This window comes from Stenotrophomonas sp. SbOxS2, from assembly GCF_013416715.1.
Taxonomy (GTDB): Bacteria; Pseudomonadota; Gammaproteobacteria; order Xanthomonadales; family Xanthomonadaceae; genus Stenotrophomonas; species Stenotrophomonas lactitubi.
Genome location: NZ_JAAVXD010000005.1, coordinates 347,626 through 364,297, shown reverse-complemented (window position 1 = coordinate 364,297; position 16,672 = coordinate 347,626). Strand labels below are relative to the sequence as shown.

16 protein-coding genes and 1 tRNA gene are annotated in these 16,672 nt (G+C 65.8%); 4 read left to right on the top strand and 13 right to left on the bottom strand.

What is annotated here, in order from left to right:
• Window positions 1–69 precede the first annotated feature (69 nt).
• The 8 genes from HFK18_RS11195 to HFK18_RS11160 form a co-directional block, all read right to left on the bottom strand.
• On the bottom strand, window positions 70–1,377 hold the full coding sequence (locus tag HFK18_RS11195) for an NADH-quinone oxidoreductase subunit D (protein ID WP_025876202.1): 1,308 nt from the start codon (window positions 1,375–1,377) through the stop codon (window positions 70–72).
• The gene (locus tag HFK18_RS11190; protein WP_089236301.1) at window positions 1,374–2,120 is read right to left on the bottom strand and encodes an NADH-quinone oxidoreductase subunit C; all 747 of its coding nucleotides are present in this window, start codon (window positions 2,118–2,120) and stop codon (window positions 1,374–1,376) included. The genes HFK18_RS11195 and HFK18_RS11190 overlap by 4 nt, the downstream gene beginning before the upstream one ends.
• Before the next feature lie 33 nt (window positions 2,121–2,153).
• Entirely contained in the window at window positions 2,154–2,708 is a 555-nt protein-coding gene (locus HFK18_RS11185; protein ID WP_089236302.1) for an NADH-quinone oxidoreductase subunit B, read from the bottom strand.
• On the bottom strand, window positions 2,699–3,055 hold the full coding sequence (locus tag HFK18_RS11180; RefSeq protein WP_005414075.1) for an NADH-quinone oxidoreductase subunit A: 357 nt from the start codon (window positions 3,053–3,055) through the stop codon (window positions 2,699–2,701). The genes HFK18_RS11185 and HFK18_RS11180 overlap by 10 nt, the downstream gene beginning before the upstream one ends.
• A gap of 111 nt (window positions 3,056–3,166) precedes the next feature.
• A tRNA-Leu gene (locus HFK18_RS11175) sits at window positions 3,167–3,251 on the bottom strand.
• Window positions 3,252–3,302: 51 nt separating this feature from the next.
• A complete protein-coding gene (secG, locus tag HFK18_RS11170; protein ID WP_025876192.1) occupies window positions 3,303–3,740 on the bottom strand; it encodes a preprotein translocase subunit SecG in 438 nt (145 codons plus the stop codon).
• Between the two features lie 50 nt (window positions 3,741–3,790).
• Window positions 3,791–4,546 carry a triose-phosphate isomerase gene (gene tpiA / locus HFK18_RS11165; RefSeq protein WP_100553097.1) on the bottom strand — a complete coding sequence of 252 codons (756 nt, stop codon included), beginning with the start codon at window positions 4,544–4,546 and terminating at the stop codon, window positions 3,791–3,793.
• A 705-nt stretch (window positions 4,547–5,251) separates the two neighbouring features.
• Window positions 5,252–6,229 (bottom strand): 2-oxoglutarate and iron-dependent oxygenase domain-containing protein, encoded by a 978-nt coding sequence (locus HFK18_RS11160; RefSeq protein WP_100461028.1) that lies wholly within the window; start codon window positions 6,227–6,229, stop codon window positions 5,252–5,254.
• 155 nt (window positions 6,230–6,384) lie between these two features.
• On the opposite strand from HFK18_RS11160, the gene HFK18_RS11155 reads away from it, so the two are divergent.
• The 4 genes from HFK18_RS11155 (at window position 6,385) to galE (ending at window position 11,361) form a co-directional block, all read left to right on the top strand.
• Window positions 6,385–8,268 carry a DUF3413 domain-containing protein gene (locus HFK18_RS11155; RefSeq protein WP_257216139.1) on the top strand — a complete coding sequence of 628 codons (1,884 nt, stop codon included), beginning with the start codon at window positions 6,385–6,387 and terminating at the stop codon, window positions 8,266–8,268.
• 19 nt (window positions 8,269–8,287) lie between these two features.
• Window positions 8,288–9,433, top strand: coding sequence for a glycosyltransferase family 4 protein (locus HFK18_RS11150; protein ID WP_180166330.1), 1,146 nt, complete (start codon window positions 8,288–8,290; stop codon window positions 9,431–9,433).
• Complete coding sequence (locus HFK18_RS11145; RefSeq protein WP_180166329.1) at window positions 9,426–10,283, top strand: polysaccharide deacetylase family protein; 858 nt, start codon at window positions 9,426–9,428, stop codon at window positions 10,281–10,283. Before HFK18_RS11150 ends, HFK18_RS11145 begins: the two co-directional genes overlap by 8 nt.
• A 70-nt stretch (window positions 10,284–10,353) precedes the next feature.
• A complete protein-coding gene (gene galE, locus HFK18_RS11140; RefSeq protein ID WP_180166328.1) occupies window positions 10,354–11,361 on the top strand; it encodes a UDP-glucose 4-epimerase GalE in 1,008 nt (335 codons plus the stop codon).
• 72 nt (window positions 11,362–11,433) lie between these two features.
• Here the strand turns inward: galE and glmM are convergent, their stop codons facing one another.
• The 5 genes from glmM to trpB all read right to left on the bottom strand — a co-directional run bounded on the left by glmM (window position 11,434) and on the right by trpB (window position 16,595).
• Entirely contained in the window at window positions 11,434–12,798 is a 1,365-nt protein-coding gene (gene glmM / locus HFK18_RS11135) for a phosphoglucosamine mutase (RefSeq protein WP_180166327.1), read from the bottom strand.
• Window positions 12,798–13,673, bottom strand: coding sequence for an acetyl-CoA carboxylase, carboxyltransferase subunit beta (gene accD / locus HFK18_RS11130; protein ID WP_089236309.1), 876 nt, complete (start codon window positions 13,671–13,673; stop codon window positions 12,798–12,800). Before accD ends, glmM begins: the two co-directional genes overlap by 1 nt.
• A gap of 216 nt (window positions 13,674–13,889) precedes the next feature.
• A complete protein-coding gene (gene trpA / locus HFK18_RS11125; RefSeq protein WP_180166326.1) occupies window positions 13,890–14,699 on the bottom strand; it encodes a tryptophan synthase subunit alpha in 810 nt (269 codons plus the stop codon).
• A gap of 1 nt (window position 14,700) precedes the next feature.
• Window positions 14,701–15,381 (bottom strand): hypothetical protein, encoded by a 681-nt coding sequence (locus tag HFK18_RS11120; RefSeq protein ID WP_100461041.1) that lies wholly within the window; start codon window positions 15,379–15,381, stop codon window positions 14,701–14,703.
• A complete protein-coding gene (gene trpB / locus HFK18_RS11115) occupies window positions 15,378–16,595 on the bottom strand; it encodes a tryptophan synthase subunit beta (protein ID WP_108264918.1) in 1,218 nt (405 codons plus the stop codon). The genes HFK18_RS11120 and trpB overlap by 4 nt, the downstream gene beginning before the upstream one ends.
• Window positions 16,596–16,672 lie beyond the last annotated feature (77 nt).

Here is a 16,672-nt window from a genome sequence, read left to right as displayed (position 1 = left end):
GAAATTGCAGAAACTGCGGCGCCGGCTTGCGCCGGCTGCCTGCAGCGGGCGTTGGCGTGGCGGACGGCATTACCGGTCAACCTCGCCGAACACCAGATCGTAGGTACCGATCATCGCCACCACGTCGGCCAGCATGTGGCCGCGCACGATCGAATCGATCGAGGACAGGTGGGCGAAGCCCGGCGCACGGAGGTGTACGCGGAACGGCTTGTTGGCGCCGTCGGAAACCAGGTAGCAGCCGAACTCGCCCTTGGGCGCTTCAACCGCGGCGTAGGTCTCGCCGGCCGGCACGCAATAGCCTTCACTGAACAGCTTGAAGTGGTGGATCAGCGCTTCCATGTCGTCCTTCATGTCCTCGCGCTTGGGCGGAGCGACCTTGAAGTTCTTGACCATGACCGGGCCGGGGTTGGCTTTCAGCCACGCCACGCACTGCTTGATGATGCGGTTGGACTCGCGCATTTCGGCCACGCGGCACAGATAGCGATCGTAGCAATCGCCTTCCTTGCCCAGCGGGATGTCGAAATCGACGGCATCGTACTTCGCGTATGGACGCTTCTTGCGCAGGTCCCAAGCGACGCCAGAACCACGCAGCATCACGCCGGTCATGCCCCACTGGTGGGCCAGTTCCGGGGTGACCACGCCGATGCCAACGGTACGCTGCTTCCAGATACGGTTGTCGGTCAGCAGGGTCTCGTATTCGTCGACACGGCCCGGGAATTCATTGGTGAAGTTTTCCAGGAAGTCCAGCAGCGAACCTTCGCGCGAGGCGTTGAGGTTCTTCAGGGCCTTGCCCTTGTGCCAGCGCGATTCCTTGTACTTCGGCATGTGGTCCGGCAGGTCACGGTAAACGCCGCCCGGACGGTAGTACGCCGCGTGCATGCGCGCGCCGGAGACCGCTTCGTAGCAGTCCATCAGCTCTTCGCGCTCGCGGAAGGCGTACAGCATCACCGCCATAGCACCCAGATCGAGTGCGTTGGAACCCAGCCACATCAGGTGGTTCAGGATGCGGGTGATCTCGTCGAACATCGTGCGGATGTACTGCGCACGCTCCGGCGCCTCGATCCCCATCAGGGTCTCGATCGAGCGCACGTAGGCGTGCTCGTTGCACATCATCGACACGTAATCCAGGCGATCCATGTAGCCGATCGACTGGTTGAACGGCTTGGACTCGGCCAGCTTCTCGGTGCCCCGGTGCAGCAGACCCACGTGCGGGTCGGCACGCATGATGGTCTCGCCGTCCATTTCCAGGATCAGGCGCAGCACACCGTGCGCGGCCGGATGCTGCGGGCCGAAGTTCATGGTGTAGTTGCGGATTTCCTGCCGGCTTTCGGCAGCATTGCTGGCGAATGCTTCGCCGGCCTGGTGTACGTGACTCACTTCACTGCCTCCTGCGAGCGCTCGCCGGCAGCGGTCTGCAGGCGGGCGTCGTCGCGGATCACGCGCGGCACGCCGACACGCGGCTCCACCGAGGTGACCGGTTCGTAGATGACACGCTTCTTTTCTTCGTCGTAGCGGACTTCGACGTTGCCGATCAGCGGGAAGTCCTTGCGGAACGGATGACCGACGAAACCGTAGTCGGTCAGGATCCGGCGCAGGTCCGGGTGACCTTCGAAGATCACGCCATACAGGTCGAACGCTTCGCGCTCGAACCAGTTCAGGCCCGGCCAGATGCCGGTCAGCGAGGACACCACCGGCAGCGCTTCGTCAGGCGCGAAGCAGCGCAGGTGCATCATCAGGTTGTGCTGGTACGAACGCAGCTGTGCGACCACGGCAAAGCGCTGGGTCGGCATGTGCTGCGGGCGGGCACCGTCGGCGCTCTCTTCGCTGGGGAACTCGCCCCAGGCGAAGCGGCCCTGGGCCTTGCCTTCGACACCGCGGCTGAAGCCCTGCGAGGACACGTCGGCGGTGTCCCACTCATCGGAGCCGTAACCGAGGTAATCGACGCCGCAGAGGTCCACGGCCTGCTCGAAACCAAACTCGTCACGCAGCGCGAGGGCGGTGGCGTGCCACTCAGCGGCAGGCACTTCCAGCGTCACTTCGCCGCGGGGTTCGACCACGATGACCTTCGCACCTGCGAAACGTGCGGAGAGTCGGTCGATGAAGGATGCTTGCTCTGCCATGGGGGCTTGGCGCGCTCTTGTCAGGTGAAGGGGTCAGCGGGCGATGGTCTGTGTACGCCAGATCTTCTTCTGCAGCTGCAGGATCCCGTACACCAGCGCCTCGGCGGTCGGCGGGCAGCCCGGGACATAGATGTCCACCGGCACCACGCGATCACAGCCGCGCACCACAGAATAGGAGTAGTGGTAGTAACCACCGCCGTTGGCGCAGCTGCCCATGGAGATCACCCACTTGGGGTCGGGCATCTGGTCATAGACCTTGCGCAGCGCCGGGGCCATCTTGTTGACCAGGGTGCCGGCGACGATCATCACGTCGGACTGACGCGGCGACGGGCGGAACACCACACCGTAGCGGTCAAGGTCCAGACGCGCCGCACCTGCGTGCATCATTTCGACCGCACAGCAGGCCAGACCGAAGGTCATGGGCCACATCGAACCGGTACGTGCCCAATTCAGCAGGGCATCGACGCTGGTGGTGACAAAGCCCTTTTCCAGCAGCGGGTTGTCGCCTTCCGGCCGCAGGATGTCATCAACCCGCCCTTCCGGGACAGGATTGGTCATCAGGCCATCGAGAGTCTGAATCACTCCCATTCCAGCGCTCCCTTCTTCCAGACATAAATGAAACCGAGGAACAGCATGCCGACGAACAGACCCATGGTGACGAGCGAACGCGCGCCAAGCTCCATGAAGACCTGCGTCCACGGCACGATGAAGATGATTTCCAGGTCGAAGACGATGAACTGGATCGCGATCAGGTAGTAGCGCACGTCGAACTTCATGCGTGCGTCTTCGAAGGCTTCGAAGCCGCACTCGTACGGCGACAGCTTTTCCAGATCGGGGCGGCGGGGACCGAGGAATCGACCAACCAGCATCAGCGTAATGCCGATACCGGTGGCAACGATCAGAAACAGCAGAGACGGCAAATATTCGGCCAGCACAGCGATTCTCTCTTGCCTCTGCCGCTGCGCCTGCAGGCGCTTTGGCATGGGGGAGTGGACGGGAATCTGCCTGGCGCCTTGCGCGCCAGACCAACCCGCTTACTTACTAAATGGTGCCCAAGAGGGGACTCGAACCCCTACGACCTAAGTCGCTACCACCTCAAGGTAGTGCGTCTACCAATTCCGCCACCTGGGCAAACGATCACATCAGACTATCTTCCCGATGCGCCGCGTATTGTAACCGGCTTCAGTCTTTCTGGGAGCCTTCCGAAGGCTTTTCTTCACCAGAAACCGAAGATTCCGCCTGAGCCGGCACAGTTGCGGCCGGAACCGGGGCGGCCGGGACCGCATCGGCCTTCGGAACGGCCGGCAATTCGCCCGCCGGAGCGGCCGGAGCGCTGGCCGCCGGGGCGGACATCAGACCCAGATCCTGATCGGCGGCCGGGCGATTGCCATGGCCGGCGTACCAGGCCATGAAGAGGCTGATGCCGAAGAACACCACGGCCAGCCACTTGGTCGACTTGGACAGGAAGTTGGACGCGCCACGCGCACCGAACACGGTCCCCGAGGCGCCAGCGCCAAAGCCCGAACCTGCCGCCGCACCCGAGCCACGCTGCATCAGGATCAGCGCGACCATGGCTACGGCAACCAGCACGTAGACGACATTGAGGATCAACATCAGCATTGGAAATCCGCCCTCGGACTAGAGTGCCGGCGGCTAGCCGGCAACCGTAACTAATTGTTTGCCGCCGCCTCTGCGATGGCCAGGAAGTCGGCGGCCACCAGGGAGGCACCACCAACCAGCCCACCATCGACATCCGGCTGCGCGAACAGTTCCCCGGCATTGTCGGGCTTCACGCTACCGCCGTAAACAATGGGCAGTGAATCAGCAATTCTAGCATCGATGCGCGCGACTTCGCCACGAATGAACGCGTGCACCTGCTGCGCCTGCTCCTTGGTGGCGGTACGGCCGGTGCCGATTGCCCAGACTGGCTCGTAGGCGACCACGGCATTGGCGAAGCCTTCCGCCCCGACAAGCTCCAGCACCGGGGCCAGCTGGCTGGCGATGACCGACTCGGTCTGCCCGGCCTCGCGCTGCTCAAGGGTTTCACCGACGCACAGCACCGGCACCAGGCCGGCGTGCAGGGCGGCAGCGAACTTGCGCGCGACCAGCTCACTGCTCTCGTTGTGGTACTGGCGGCGCTCGGAGTGGCCGACCAGGCCATAGCGGGCACCCACCTCGTGCAGCATGGCTGCGCATACCTCACCGGTGTAGGCGCCCTTCTCGTTGCTGCTGACGTCCTGTGCACCAAAGGCCAGGCCGGTGTCGCCGAAATCTTCGACCAGCTCACCCAGGTAGGGCATCGGCGGCAGGATCACCACCTCCACCCCGCGCTTCGGCAGCCCGGCAGCGACCTGCCCCAGCAGTTCGGTGGCGAATTGACGGCTGCCGTGCAGCTTCCAGTTTCCAGCGACGATCTTGCGGCGCATGAGCGGGTGGCTCCTGTGTGAACTCAGCCGCCCATGATACCTGCTGCGGCAAAAAACCGTTTCTTTGTAAGCGGTTACATGGATTTTCAGCCAACGGCGCAGCCCCTCGTGGCAGGGGCCTGGGTTGGGTTGGTCGCGGAAAGCTCCGGCTGGGTTCGTGGGGTTGGCCGAGCGGGCGGGGCTGCGCAGGGGGCGCTGCAAGTACGTCCCTGTAAGCTCGGGCGCCGCATCCATGCGGCTCACGCCCCTGCGCAGCCCCACCCGCCCGGCCCATGACACATTGCGGCGATTCGCCCGCCACGGAAAGAAAAAAGAAGATCAAAAGCAAAAGCGAAAGCAGAGCTTCGGCCCCCTCCCCTGCTTCGAGATCTGACAGATCTCATCCACGCATGACGTGGATGGATCGTGTCGACCAAGGTCGACACCTACCAACAGCCGCGGGAAATTGTCGGGGGTGGGGCGGCGTGGGCTGGCAGGACCGTTGGCGCCATGGATGGCGCCATCGAGCCCCCAGGGATGGGTTTACGGCGTGTCCTGCCAGCCCACACCGGCCCGCCCAACCCGCAGAAACCCGAAGCCGCTTTGGCTTTGGCTTTGGCCTCTGCGGGTGCAGGGTGCAACCCTGCCGAACACCCTCCGCTGCGCTCGCCGGGCATGGCCCGGCGCTACCCGTAATGAAAAAGCCGCCTTTCGGCGGCTTCTTCATTACTTCAGCTTGATCTCGCGCAGGCGCTCTTCGAGGAAGCCGTGTGCGGTGATCGGCTCCGGGTACCGGCTCGGGTTCTCCTCGCTGATGCACGAGGGCAGCACGTCGATCAGGAAATCCGGGTTCGGGTGCAGGAAGAACGGCACCGAATAGCGCGGCTGGCGGGCCAGCTCGCCCGGGGGATTGACCACCCGGTGGATGGTCGACGGATACACATGGTTGGTCAGGCGCTGCAGCATGTCGCCGATGTTGACCACGATGGTGTCCGCGTCCGAGGTGAACGGCACCCAGTCCCCATCATGCGACTGCACTTCCAGGCCTGCCGCGCTGGCACCGACCAGCAGCGTGATGAAGTTGATGTCGCCATGTGCACCGGCACGCACGTTCGGGATGTCGTCGGTGGTGATCGGCGGGTAGTGGATCGGGCGCAGGATCGAATTGCCGAAATTGGTCTTGTCGGCGAAGAAGTGCTCCGGCAGGCCGATGTGCAGGGCCAGGGCCGAAAGCACGCGCGAACCCAGGTTGTCCAACGCCTGGTACAGGCCGTAACCACGCTCACGGAAGCCCTCGACCTCGGACGGCCACAGGTTCGGCGCCATCACGTCCCGGTACTTGGAGTCGTCGGCGATCTCGCGGCCGATGTGCCAGAACTCCTTCAGGTCGAAGTGCTTGGAGCCCTTGGCGGTCTCCACACCGAACGGGGTATAGCCACGGGCGCCGCCGCTGCCCGCCACGTGGTACTTGCGCTTGGTCTCATCCGGCAGTGCGAAGAAGGCCTTGAAGACGTCGTAGGCCGCATCGATGTCGGCCTGCGGGATGCCGTGGTTGCGGATGCCGGCAAACCCCCATTGGCGATATGCCGCCCCCAGCTCGGCCACGAAGGCGTCGCGGTCACTGTCGAAACGGGTGATGTCGAGGGTGGGGATCTGGCTCACAGCGGTTCCTGGCTTGTCGTTGAGTCGGTACGGGCCCGCCATGTCATGGCGACCGATCTGAACATTGTGACAGATAGATCGGGGCACGCCACCGACACACTGAAACAAACCGATACAATGCGCCACCCGCGCGCGGTTTAACGACTTCGTCACGCCGGGAAACGCCACCCGTTACCCCATCCCAACCCGCCTTCTCCATGGACGCCGCCCTGCCCGACGCCACCGCAGCCGCTCTTCCCGGCCCCGCCCGACGCTGGCGCAGGCTGGCCTGGTGGTCCCTGTTCATCACGGCCAACGCGGTGCTGGCCGCGCTCATCGCGCTGGGCAACGTTCCGCTGCGCGACAACCCCGGCGGGACACTCGGCCTTGCCTATCTGGCGATTGCCCTGCCCGGCCATCTGCTCGCGTTCGGCGCACTGGCCGGCCTGCTGCCGCTGGCCATCGGCCTGTGGCCGCGCAGCGCGCGCGCGCTCAGCGTGTCGGCGGTGATCTGCCAGGGTCTGTGGCTGTGCCTGCTGCTGGTGGATGCCAAGGTGTTCGCGCTGTATCGCTTCCACCTCAACGCGATGGTCGCCAACATGGTGTTCGGCGGCGCACTGCAGGATCAGGTGAGTCTGTCCTGGAAGACCTGGCTGCAAGCGGCTGCCATGGTATCGGCGATCTTCGCCGCGCAGGGCCTGCTGGCCTGGGCCTGCTGGAAGCTGCTGCCCGCAGCGCCGCGGCGGCGGCGGGTACTGCAGGCCTGGGCGGTGATTGCCCTGCTGATGGGTGGCGGCCAGGTCGCCACTGCCTACTACGACGCGCTTGGCGAACGCGCAGTGATCAGCCAGTGGAATTACCTGCCATGGGCGCAACCGATCACCGCCAAGAGCGCGATGCGCCGCTTCGGCGTGGTCAGCCAGCACCAGGTCGGCCTGCCCGATCCGCGCCATGCCCAGCTCAACTATCCATTGCAGCCGCTGCGCTGCCAGAGCCACCAGCGGCCGAACATCCTGATGGTGGTGCTGGAGTCGTTGCGCCATGACGTGCTCACCCCGCAGTTCATGCCCAACGCATCGGCACTGGCCCGCTCCTCGCGGGTGTACGAACATCATTTCAGCACCGGCAACGCCACCCGCTATGGCCTGTTCGGCCTGCTGTATGGCCTGCCGGGCGGCTACTGGCCCAGCATGCTCGACGAACAGCGTGGCTCGCAGCTGTTCAAGGTGCTGGGACAGCAGGGCTATGACCTGCATCTGTATGGCAGCGCGCCGCTGTACAGCCCGGAGTTCGATCGCACTGCGTTCGCCGATGTCCGCGACCAGCTGCACCAGGGACCGTCCGAACTGACGTCCGACGGCCGCGATGCCGCCATCGTCGCTGGACTGCAGAAGGACATCCGCGCCAGCCAGGCTGCACAGCGCCCATGGTTCGGTTTCGTGTTCCTCGATTCCACCCACGCGCCTTACCACATGCCGGCCGGCTATCCGCCGCTCGCCACGCCGATGGCCGATGCCATCGATTTTCTCAAGTTCGGCCCCGAGCACGATCCAACGCCGGAATTGAACCGTTATCACACCGCGGTGCATTACGCCGACAGCCTGATTGGATCACTGCTGGATGATCTGCGCGCACAGGGACTGGACCAGGACACGATCGTGCTGGTGACCGGTGACCACGCCGAGGAATTCAACGACCTCAAGCTCAACTACTGGGGCCACAACGGCAACTTCTCCAACTACCAGTTGCAGGTGCCCTTCGTGCTGCATTGGCCCGGCCAGGGTGGCGGCCGCGACGCGCGGGTCAGTTCGCATGAAGACTGGGTGCCGACGCTGATGCGCCACGGCCTGGGCTGCGAGAACGCATTGACCGACTACAGCACCGGCCATGACCTGCTGGCTGCACCGACCGGCAAGCGCGCGCTGGTGGTGGAAAGCTGGTCGCAGCGCGCGGTGCGCAATGGCGAGGCGATCTACGTGTTCGACAAATTCGGCAATGCCACCGCGCTCGATGCGCGCTACCGCCCCCTGCCGCAACAGACCCCCGACGCCGCCAGCCTCCGCGCGGCATGGGAAGCGCTGACGCGCTTCCGCAACCGCTGAATCCAAGGACCGATCCACCATGAACCGTCCGCTGCGCATCCTGCATACCGAAGCCGCCAAAGGCATGGGTGGGCAGGAGATCTACATTTTCCGCCACATGCAGGTGATGCGCGCGCGCGGTCATGACGTCGCCCTGCTGTGCCAGCCGGACGCGCGCCTGGCCACCCGCGCGCGCGATGATGGCTTCACCGTGCATACGCTGCGCATGGGCGGCATGGGCCGGCTGCTGCACGGCATCTGGTCGGTGTCACGGCTGGTGCGCCGCGAGCGCTACGACGTGGTCAACACCACCAGCCGTCGCGATGCATTGATTGCCGCCGCGGGTGCACGCCTCGGCGGCGCACCGCTGGTGGTGCGCTCGCGCCACCTGATGAGCCCGGTGAATTCGCTGCTGACCTACACCGGCCTGCCGCACCGGGTCATCACGGTAAGCAACTTCGTCAAGCAACTGCTGACGGACCGCGGAATTCCCGCCGACCACATCGGCATCGTGCCGCCGATGGCGGTTTCTCCAACCGGCATCGACGCCGCGCAGGAGCCGTCCTGGCAGGCGCTGCAGGAGACGCGTTCACGCGTGCGCGCCGAGCTCGGATTCGACGAACAGGACATCGTGGTGGGCTGCGTGGCCGTGCTGCGCGAACCCAAGGGCCACGCCGAACTGCTGCAGGCCATGGTGCCGCTGTGCAAGGCCAACCCCCGCCTGCATCTGGTGGTGGTCGGCGATGGCCAGGCCGTGATGCAGCGCCTGCAGGCCACCTGCGCCGAACACGAGCTGCAGCGCCAGGTCCATCTGCTGGGCTTTCGCAGCGATGCCAGCCAGCTGATGCCGGGCTTCGACATCTTCGCGCTGGCCACACACAAGGAAGCATCGGGCACGGTGTTCCTGGAAGCGGCACAGGCGGGCCTGCCGATCGTGTCGCACCGGGTCGGTGGCGTGCCCGAAATGCTGGTGGAAGGCAGCAATGCCATCCTCACCCGGCTGGGTGACAGCGCCGCCCTCACGGGCGCGCTGCGGCTGCTGGTGGACGATCCCGAGCGTCGCCGGCAGATGGGACGTTCCGGCTGGGACTGGATCCGCAGCGCAAAGCGTTTCAGCCCCGAAGGCCACGCTGAAGCCACCGAACACTACTACCACCAATGGATGAAGGAGCTGGGTCATGGCTAATGCCAGAACCGTACCGGTGCTGATGCATCATCACGTCAGCAACTCGCCCGGCATGATCACGGTGTCGCCGGAAAATTTCGAAAGCCAGATCGCCTGGCTGGCGCGCACCGGCTGGACTTCGTTGACGCTGGACCAGTACGCCGGCTTCCTGGCCGGCAAGCCGGTGCCGCGCAAGTCGATCGTGATCACCTTCGATGATGGCTACCTGGACAACTGGGTCTACGCCCACCCGATCCTGCAGAAGTACGGCATGCACGCGGTGGTGTTCGTGGTGACCGGCTGGATGCACGAGGGCCCGATGCGCCCGCATGCCGGCATCACCGGTGCCACGCTGCCGGAAACGCCCGAGCATCGCGCCTGCGAAGACCTGATCTACAAGCAGGACCGCAGCGACGAAGTGATGATGCGCTGGAGCGAAGCACGTGCGGCCATCGAGGCCGGCACCTTCGAGATCCATTGCCATACCCACACCCACACGCGCTGGCTGCGCCGCCAGGACCTGGACCGCGCCCAGCGCCGTGCCGGTATCAGTGGCGACCTGTCGAAGGCCAGGGAAGTGCTGCTGGAGAAGCTGGGCGAGGTATCGGACACGCTGTGCTGGCCGTACGGTGATTTCGACCAGGACTACATCGAAGTGGCACGTGAGCAGGGGTTCCGCTACCTGCACACCACCCATCCGTTCGGACGCAACGTGATCGGCGGCGATCCCGAGCGCATCTACCGCTTCGCCATCCGCAACCGGCCGGCAAGCTGGCTGCGCAAGCGCATCGCGTGGAGCTACAACCCGCTGATCGCACCGCTGTTCAATGGCTTCAAGGCGCGGCAGAAGAAGATGGTGCCGGGACCGTGATGGCGCTGCCAGCACTGGGTTGACACGGCTTCGGCAAGGAAGCTCCAACAGAGTGGAAGGACTACAGGAAATGAACGTTCTGGTTACCGGCGGCGCTGGATTCATCGGCTCCCACACCTGTGTGGAACTGCAGCAGCAGGGCCATACGGTGGTCGTCGTCGATTCACTGTGCAACAGCGACGCCGGGGTGATCGGCCGGATCGGCGACATCACCGGCATCACGCCGCTGTTCGTACAGGCCGACGTGCGCGACCGTGCGCGGATCACCGCGGTGCTGCGCGAGCATTCGATCGATGCGGTGCTGCATTTTGCTGCGCTGAAGTCGGTTGGCGAATCGCGGCAGATGCCGCTGGACTACTTCGACAACAACATCAGCGGCACCCTTGCCCTGCTCGGCGCCATGCGCGATGCCGGCGTCGGCACGTTCGTGTTCAGCTCGTCGGCAACGGTGTACGGCGACCAGGACCATTGCCCGGTGGCCGAGACGGCCTCGACCTGCGCGATGACACCCTATGGCCGTTCAAAGCTGGTGGTGGAGCACCTGCTATCCGACCTGGTCAGTGCCGACACAACGCTGCATGCGGCAACGCTGCGCTACTTCAACCCGGTGGGTGCGCATTCAAGCGCTCTGATCGGCGAGCTGCCGCACGGAACCCCCAGCAACCTGATGCCCTACATCGCCCAGGTGGCTGCCGGCCTGCTGCCCGAAGTGCAGGTATTCGGCGATGACTACCCGACCTGCGACGGTACCGGCGTACGCGACTACATCCATGTGGAAGACGTGGCGCGGGCCCACGTGCTGGCGCTGCAGTACCTGCGCGACAAGCGCCGCAGCATCACCCTGAACCTGGGCACCGGGCAGGGCCACAGCGTGCTGGAACTGATCAAGGCCTTCGAGCAGACCATCGGCCGGCCGATTCCGTTCCGGATCACCGGTCGCCGCACCGGCGACATCGCGGTGAGCTTTGCCGACCCGTCCCTTGCCCTGCGCGAGCTGGGCTGGACCGCGCGCCATGGCCTGGCGGACATGTGCCGCGACACCTGGAAATGGCAGACGGCGATGCCGCGCAGCGCCTGATACCTTGCTTGCGCCAGACAGCAACATGGCCGCACAGGCGGCCATGTTGTCGGTTCGATCCAGCGACAGGGCTCAGGCCGCAGCCGCTGTCCTGACCGCCGCCGAAAGCCGATCCAGGGTGTCCTGCATCAACGTCGCGTCATCGGCCTCGACCGTGACCCGCACCACCGGCTCGGTGCCGGAGGGACGCAGGAAGGCACGCCCGCGACCGGATACCGCCTGCTGCGCTTCGGTCAGCGCAGCCTGCACGCTCTCGGCCTGCACGGTGGCCTTGGCCGAGACATCGCCGAGGCGCACGTTGACCGTCTTCTGCGGCACCTTGGACAAGGGCTGCAGCGCTTCGCGCAGGTTCTTTCCCTGCTGCTTCAGCGCCACCAGCACCTGCAGGGCACTGACGATGCCGTCACCGGTGGTGGCCCGGTCCAGGCACAGCAGATGGCCGGACGCTTCACCGCCGAGCACGCCGCCTCCCTCCACCAGCGCCTGATGCACGTAGCGGTCGCCGACGTTGCTGCGCTGGAACGGAATCTGCAGTTCGGCGAGGGCCTTTTCCAGACCGAAGTTGCTCATCAAGGTACCGACCACCGGGCCGCGCAGGCGACCTTCGGCCTGCCACGCGCGCGCCAGGATGTACACCAGATCATCGCCGTCGACCGGGTTGCCGCGGTCATCGGCCATCAACACCCGGTCACCATCACCGTCGAAGGCGATGCCCAGGTCAGCGCGGGTCTCACGCACCTTGGCAGCGAGGTTGTCGATGTGGGTCGAACCGACGCCGTCGTTGATGTTGACGCCATTGGGTTCGGCACCGATGCCGATGACCTCCGCACCCAGTTCGCGGAACAGCAGCGGCGCGATCTGGTAGGTGGCGCCATGCGCGCAGTCGAGCACCAGGCGCACGCCGCGAAGATCGAACGAGCGCGGCACGCTGGACTTGCAGAACTCGATGTAACGGCCGACGGCCTCGCGTGCACGCGAGGCCTTGCCGAGCTTCTCCGAAACGGCCGTGGTGAACGGCACGTCCAGTGCAGCCTCCAGCGCCAGCTCGGTGGCATCGTCGAGCTTCTCGCCCTGGGCGGAAAAGAACTTGATGCCGTTGTCGTAGTGCGGATTGTGCGACGCACTGATGACGATGCCCGCATCCACGCCGAGGGTGCGGGTGAGGAAGGCAACGGCCGGGGTCGGCATCGGGCCGAGCAGCTGCACGTCAGCCCCGGCAGCGACCAGCCCAGCTTCCAGCGCCGCTTCGAACATGTAGCCGGAGATCCGCGTGTCCTTGCCGATCACCACGATCGGACGGCGCCCATCCTGGCCACGCTGGGCGACCAGCACGCGGCCCAGGGCGTTGCCCAGGCGCAGCACGAAATCAGCCGAGATCGGCCCTTGGCCGACCCGACCGCGGATGCCGTCGGTACCGAAGTACTTGCGGCTCCCCATCAAACCTCCTCCGGTGCCGGCTCGCGGCGCAGCATCGCCAGCAGGTCGGCCAGGCGGTCGCGCAGTTCACGGCGGTCACAGATCTGGTCGATGGCACCGTGCTCGAGCAGGAACTCCGAACGCTGGAACCCTTCCGGCAGCTTCTCGCGCACGGTCTGCTCGATCACGCGCGGGCCGGCAAAGCCGATCAGTGCACGCGGTTCGGCGATGTTGATGTCGCCCAGCATTGCGAACGACGCCGACACACCGCCGGTGGTCGGGTGGGTCAGCACCGAAATGTACGGCTGCCCGGCTTCACGCAGTTTGCCCAGCGCGGCCGAGGTCTTGGCCATCTGCATCAGCGAGAACAGGCCTTCCTGCATGCGCGCGCCACCACTGGCGGAGAAGCACACGTAAGGTGCGCCAATCTCGGCGGCAGTCTCGGCGGCAAGGGCGAAGCGCTCACCGACCACCGAACCCATCGAGCCGCCCATGAAGGCGAAATCGAACGACGAGGCCACCAGCGGACGGCCCTTGAGCAGGCCGCGCATGGCAATCAGCGCGTCGTACTCACCGGTGTTCTTCTGCGCGATCTTGATGCGCTCGCCGTACTTCTTCTGGTCCTTGAACTTCAGCAGGTCGGTCGGCCCCAGGCGGGCAGCGATCTCGGTGGTGCTGTCGGCGTCGAACAGCGCGGCCAGGCGCGCACGCGCACGGATGGCCATATGGTGGCCGCACTTCGGGCAGACCTCCAGATTCTCTTCCAGCTCTGGACGGTACAACGCACTGCCGCAGTTGCTGCACTTTTCCCACAGGCCCTCGGGGACGCTGCGCTTCTTGCTGGGGGTGTTGTCGGTGCGGATGCCAGACGGCATCAACTTGCTGAGCCAACTCATGCGGGAGGACACTTCCGTTCAGGGCGGCCCGGGGGCCGCAAAGGCGGACAGTCTAGCTCCGCTTTCCCTGCCCGTGCACCCCCTGCCCGGCCTTGGGCCCGGCGGAAAAAACCATGCTGGGACGTACGTTTAGGTGTTGGGGAGTGCCTGCCGCTGGCCGGCAGCGCTTGCAAGCGGGCAGGTACGGAGGATGCCGGCCAGCGGCCGGCACTACCGTTACGCGTCGAGCGCCTGCCGCAGCGGAGCCAGGAATGCAGCGGCGCGCTGCGCAGCCTCCTCGGCGGAACCCGCTTCGGCGAGCACCGCCACCAGCGCACTGCCGACCACCACGCCGTCGGCCTGGCGGGCCATGGCCGCCGCACTGGCTGCATCCTTGATGCCGAAGCCGGCCACCACCGGCACGCTGGCCTTGGCCCGCAGCGCCTGCAGACGTGCACTGGCCGCGTCGCTGTCCAGGCGTTCGGAAGCGCCGGTGACACCGGCAAAGCTGACGTAGTAGAGATAGCCGCGGGCCAACGCCAGCAGCTTGTCGGCGCGCGCCTCGCTGGTGGTCGGCGATGCGAGCAGAACCAGCGCCAGGCCCGCAGCGTCGAAGGCCTGCTGGGCTTCGCCGGCTTCTTCCGGTGGCAGGTCGACCAGCAGCACGCCATCCACGCCAGCGGCCACCGCCGCGTTGGCGAACGCCACGTAACCGTGGATCTCCACCGGGTTGAGATAGCCCATCAGCACCACGGGCGTCTGCGCATCGCGTTCGCGGAACCGCGCAACCGCCTGCAACACATAGCGGGTGCCTGCGCCGCGGGCCAGCGCACGCTCGGAGCTGCGCTGGATGGTCGGGCCGTCGGCCATCGGATCGGAGAACGGCACGCCCAGTTCGATCACATCGGCACCGGCCTCGACCAGCGCGTGCATGACCGGCACCGTGGCTTCCAGGGAAGGATCACCGGCGGTGATGAAGGGGATCAGGGCCTTGCGCTGCTGCTCGCGCAGGCGCTGGAAACAGGCATCGAGTCGGGATACGGACATCTCAGGCACATCCTTCAATCAGTTCAATCGCTTCACTGGTTCCCCAGTACATCTGGAGGACCTTCCCTTCAAACAGTTCCACGCGGATGCCGAGGGCCGAGCCCGGGTCCTGCCAGGTCAGGTATTCGCCCTGCTCGCCGTCGTAGGCATGCGGGCTGGACACCGGCGGCTTCGGGAACCGGGCGACCGCCTGGGCGCGGGTCATTCCCACGCGCAGGCCAAACGGGCCGGGCTGCTCGGCTGGCGCCCCGCTGTCCGGATCCAGGCCGAGGTCGAAACGAACCACGCGGTCCTCGTCGGTCATCATCGACACGCCCGCCGGCAGGGCCGTGCCGTCGTAATACTCGCAACTGCCGCCGAGGGCTTCGACCGCCCCTTGCGCCGTCCACGGCCCGAGTGCCTTGAGATCGTTCAAGTGCTGGCCGATCAGTACCTCGCCGGCATGATCCAGCGCCACCGAGACCACGGCCGGGCCCTCGTCGTCGCCCTCACCTTCCGCTGCGGGCGGGTCATCAATCGGCGTGCGCGCCAGAGGGTCGACATCTTCATTGGCGGCGGCCTGCTGCGCAGGCTGCGTGGTTGCCTTGGCCGCCGGCGCCAGTACGGGCGGCTCCGGCGGCTGGCACGCGGCCAGACCGAATGCCAGCAGCAGTACGCTGCTGTTGCGCATCAGCGCACTCACAGCACCAGGCCTTCGCGCGCCGCGATGGTATGCACGTCCTTGTCGCCGCGACCGGAGAGGTTGCACAGCACGATCTGGTCACGCGGACGCCCGCGCGCAAGCTTCATCGCCTGCGCCAGTGCGTGGCTGGACTCCAGCGCCGGCAGGATGCCCTCGGTGTGGGCCAGCAGATGGAAGGCCTGCAACGCCTCTTCGTCGGTGATGCCGACGTAGCGCGCGCGGCCGCTGTCGGCCAGGAACGCATGCTCGGGGCCGACGCCCGGGTAGTCCAGGCCGGCCGATACCGAATGGGTCTCGATGATCTGGCCATCGTCGTCGCACAGTACATAGGTGCGGTTGCCGTGCAGCACGCCCGGACGGCCGGCGGCGATGGAGGCAGCGTGGCGGCCGGTGTGGATGCCATCGCCAGCGGCTTCAGCGCCGACAATCTCGACCTCGCGGTCGTTGAGGAAGGCATGGAACAGGCCGATCGCATTGCTGCCGCCGCCGACGCAGGCAGTGATCGCATCGGGCAGGCGACCGTACTCGGCCAGCATCTGCTCGCGCGCCTCGCGGCCGACGATGGCGTTGAAGTCACGCACCATGCGCGGGTACGGGTCCGGGCCGGCGACCGTGCCGATGATGTAGAAGGTGTCCTGCACGTTGGTGACCCAGTCGCGCATCGCCTCGTTGAGGGCGTCCTTCAGGGTGGCCGAGCCGGAAGTGACCGGTACCACCGTCGCACCGAGCAGCTTCATGCGATAGACGTTGATCTTCTGCCGCTCGATATCGGTGGCGCCCATGTACACCACGCACTCCAGGCCCAGCCGTGCGGCGACGGTGGCGCTGGCCACGCCATGCTGGCCGGCGCCGGTCTCGGCGATGATGCGCTTCTTGCCCATCCGTGCAGCCAGCAGCGCCTGGCCGATGGTGTTGTTGATCTTGTGCGCGCCGGTGTGGTTCAGGTCCTCGCGCTTGAGCAGGATCTGCGCGCCGCCGACGTGGTCGCTGAGGCGTTCAGCATGGTAGATCGGGCTTGGCCGGCCCACGTAATGGGCCAGGTCGCGGTCGTAGGCCAGCTGGAATGCCGGGTCCTGACGGGCCTGGTCATAGGCCTGAGCCAGTTCCTGCAGCGGGCCGACCAGGGTTTCGGCGACGAAGCTGCCACCGTAACGGCCGAAGTGGCCCTGGGCGTCAGGGAATGCGTGGAAATCGGCAATGGGAGAGGCAGACATGGAGACGACCGGTCGTTCAGACAGGTGGATACTCTAGCGCACGGATTGTGTCCGGAAAATGGATATTATCTGGCGCA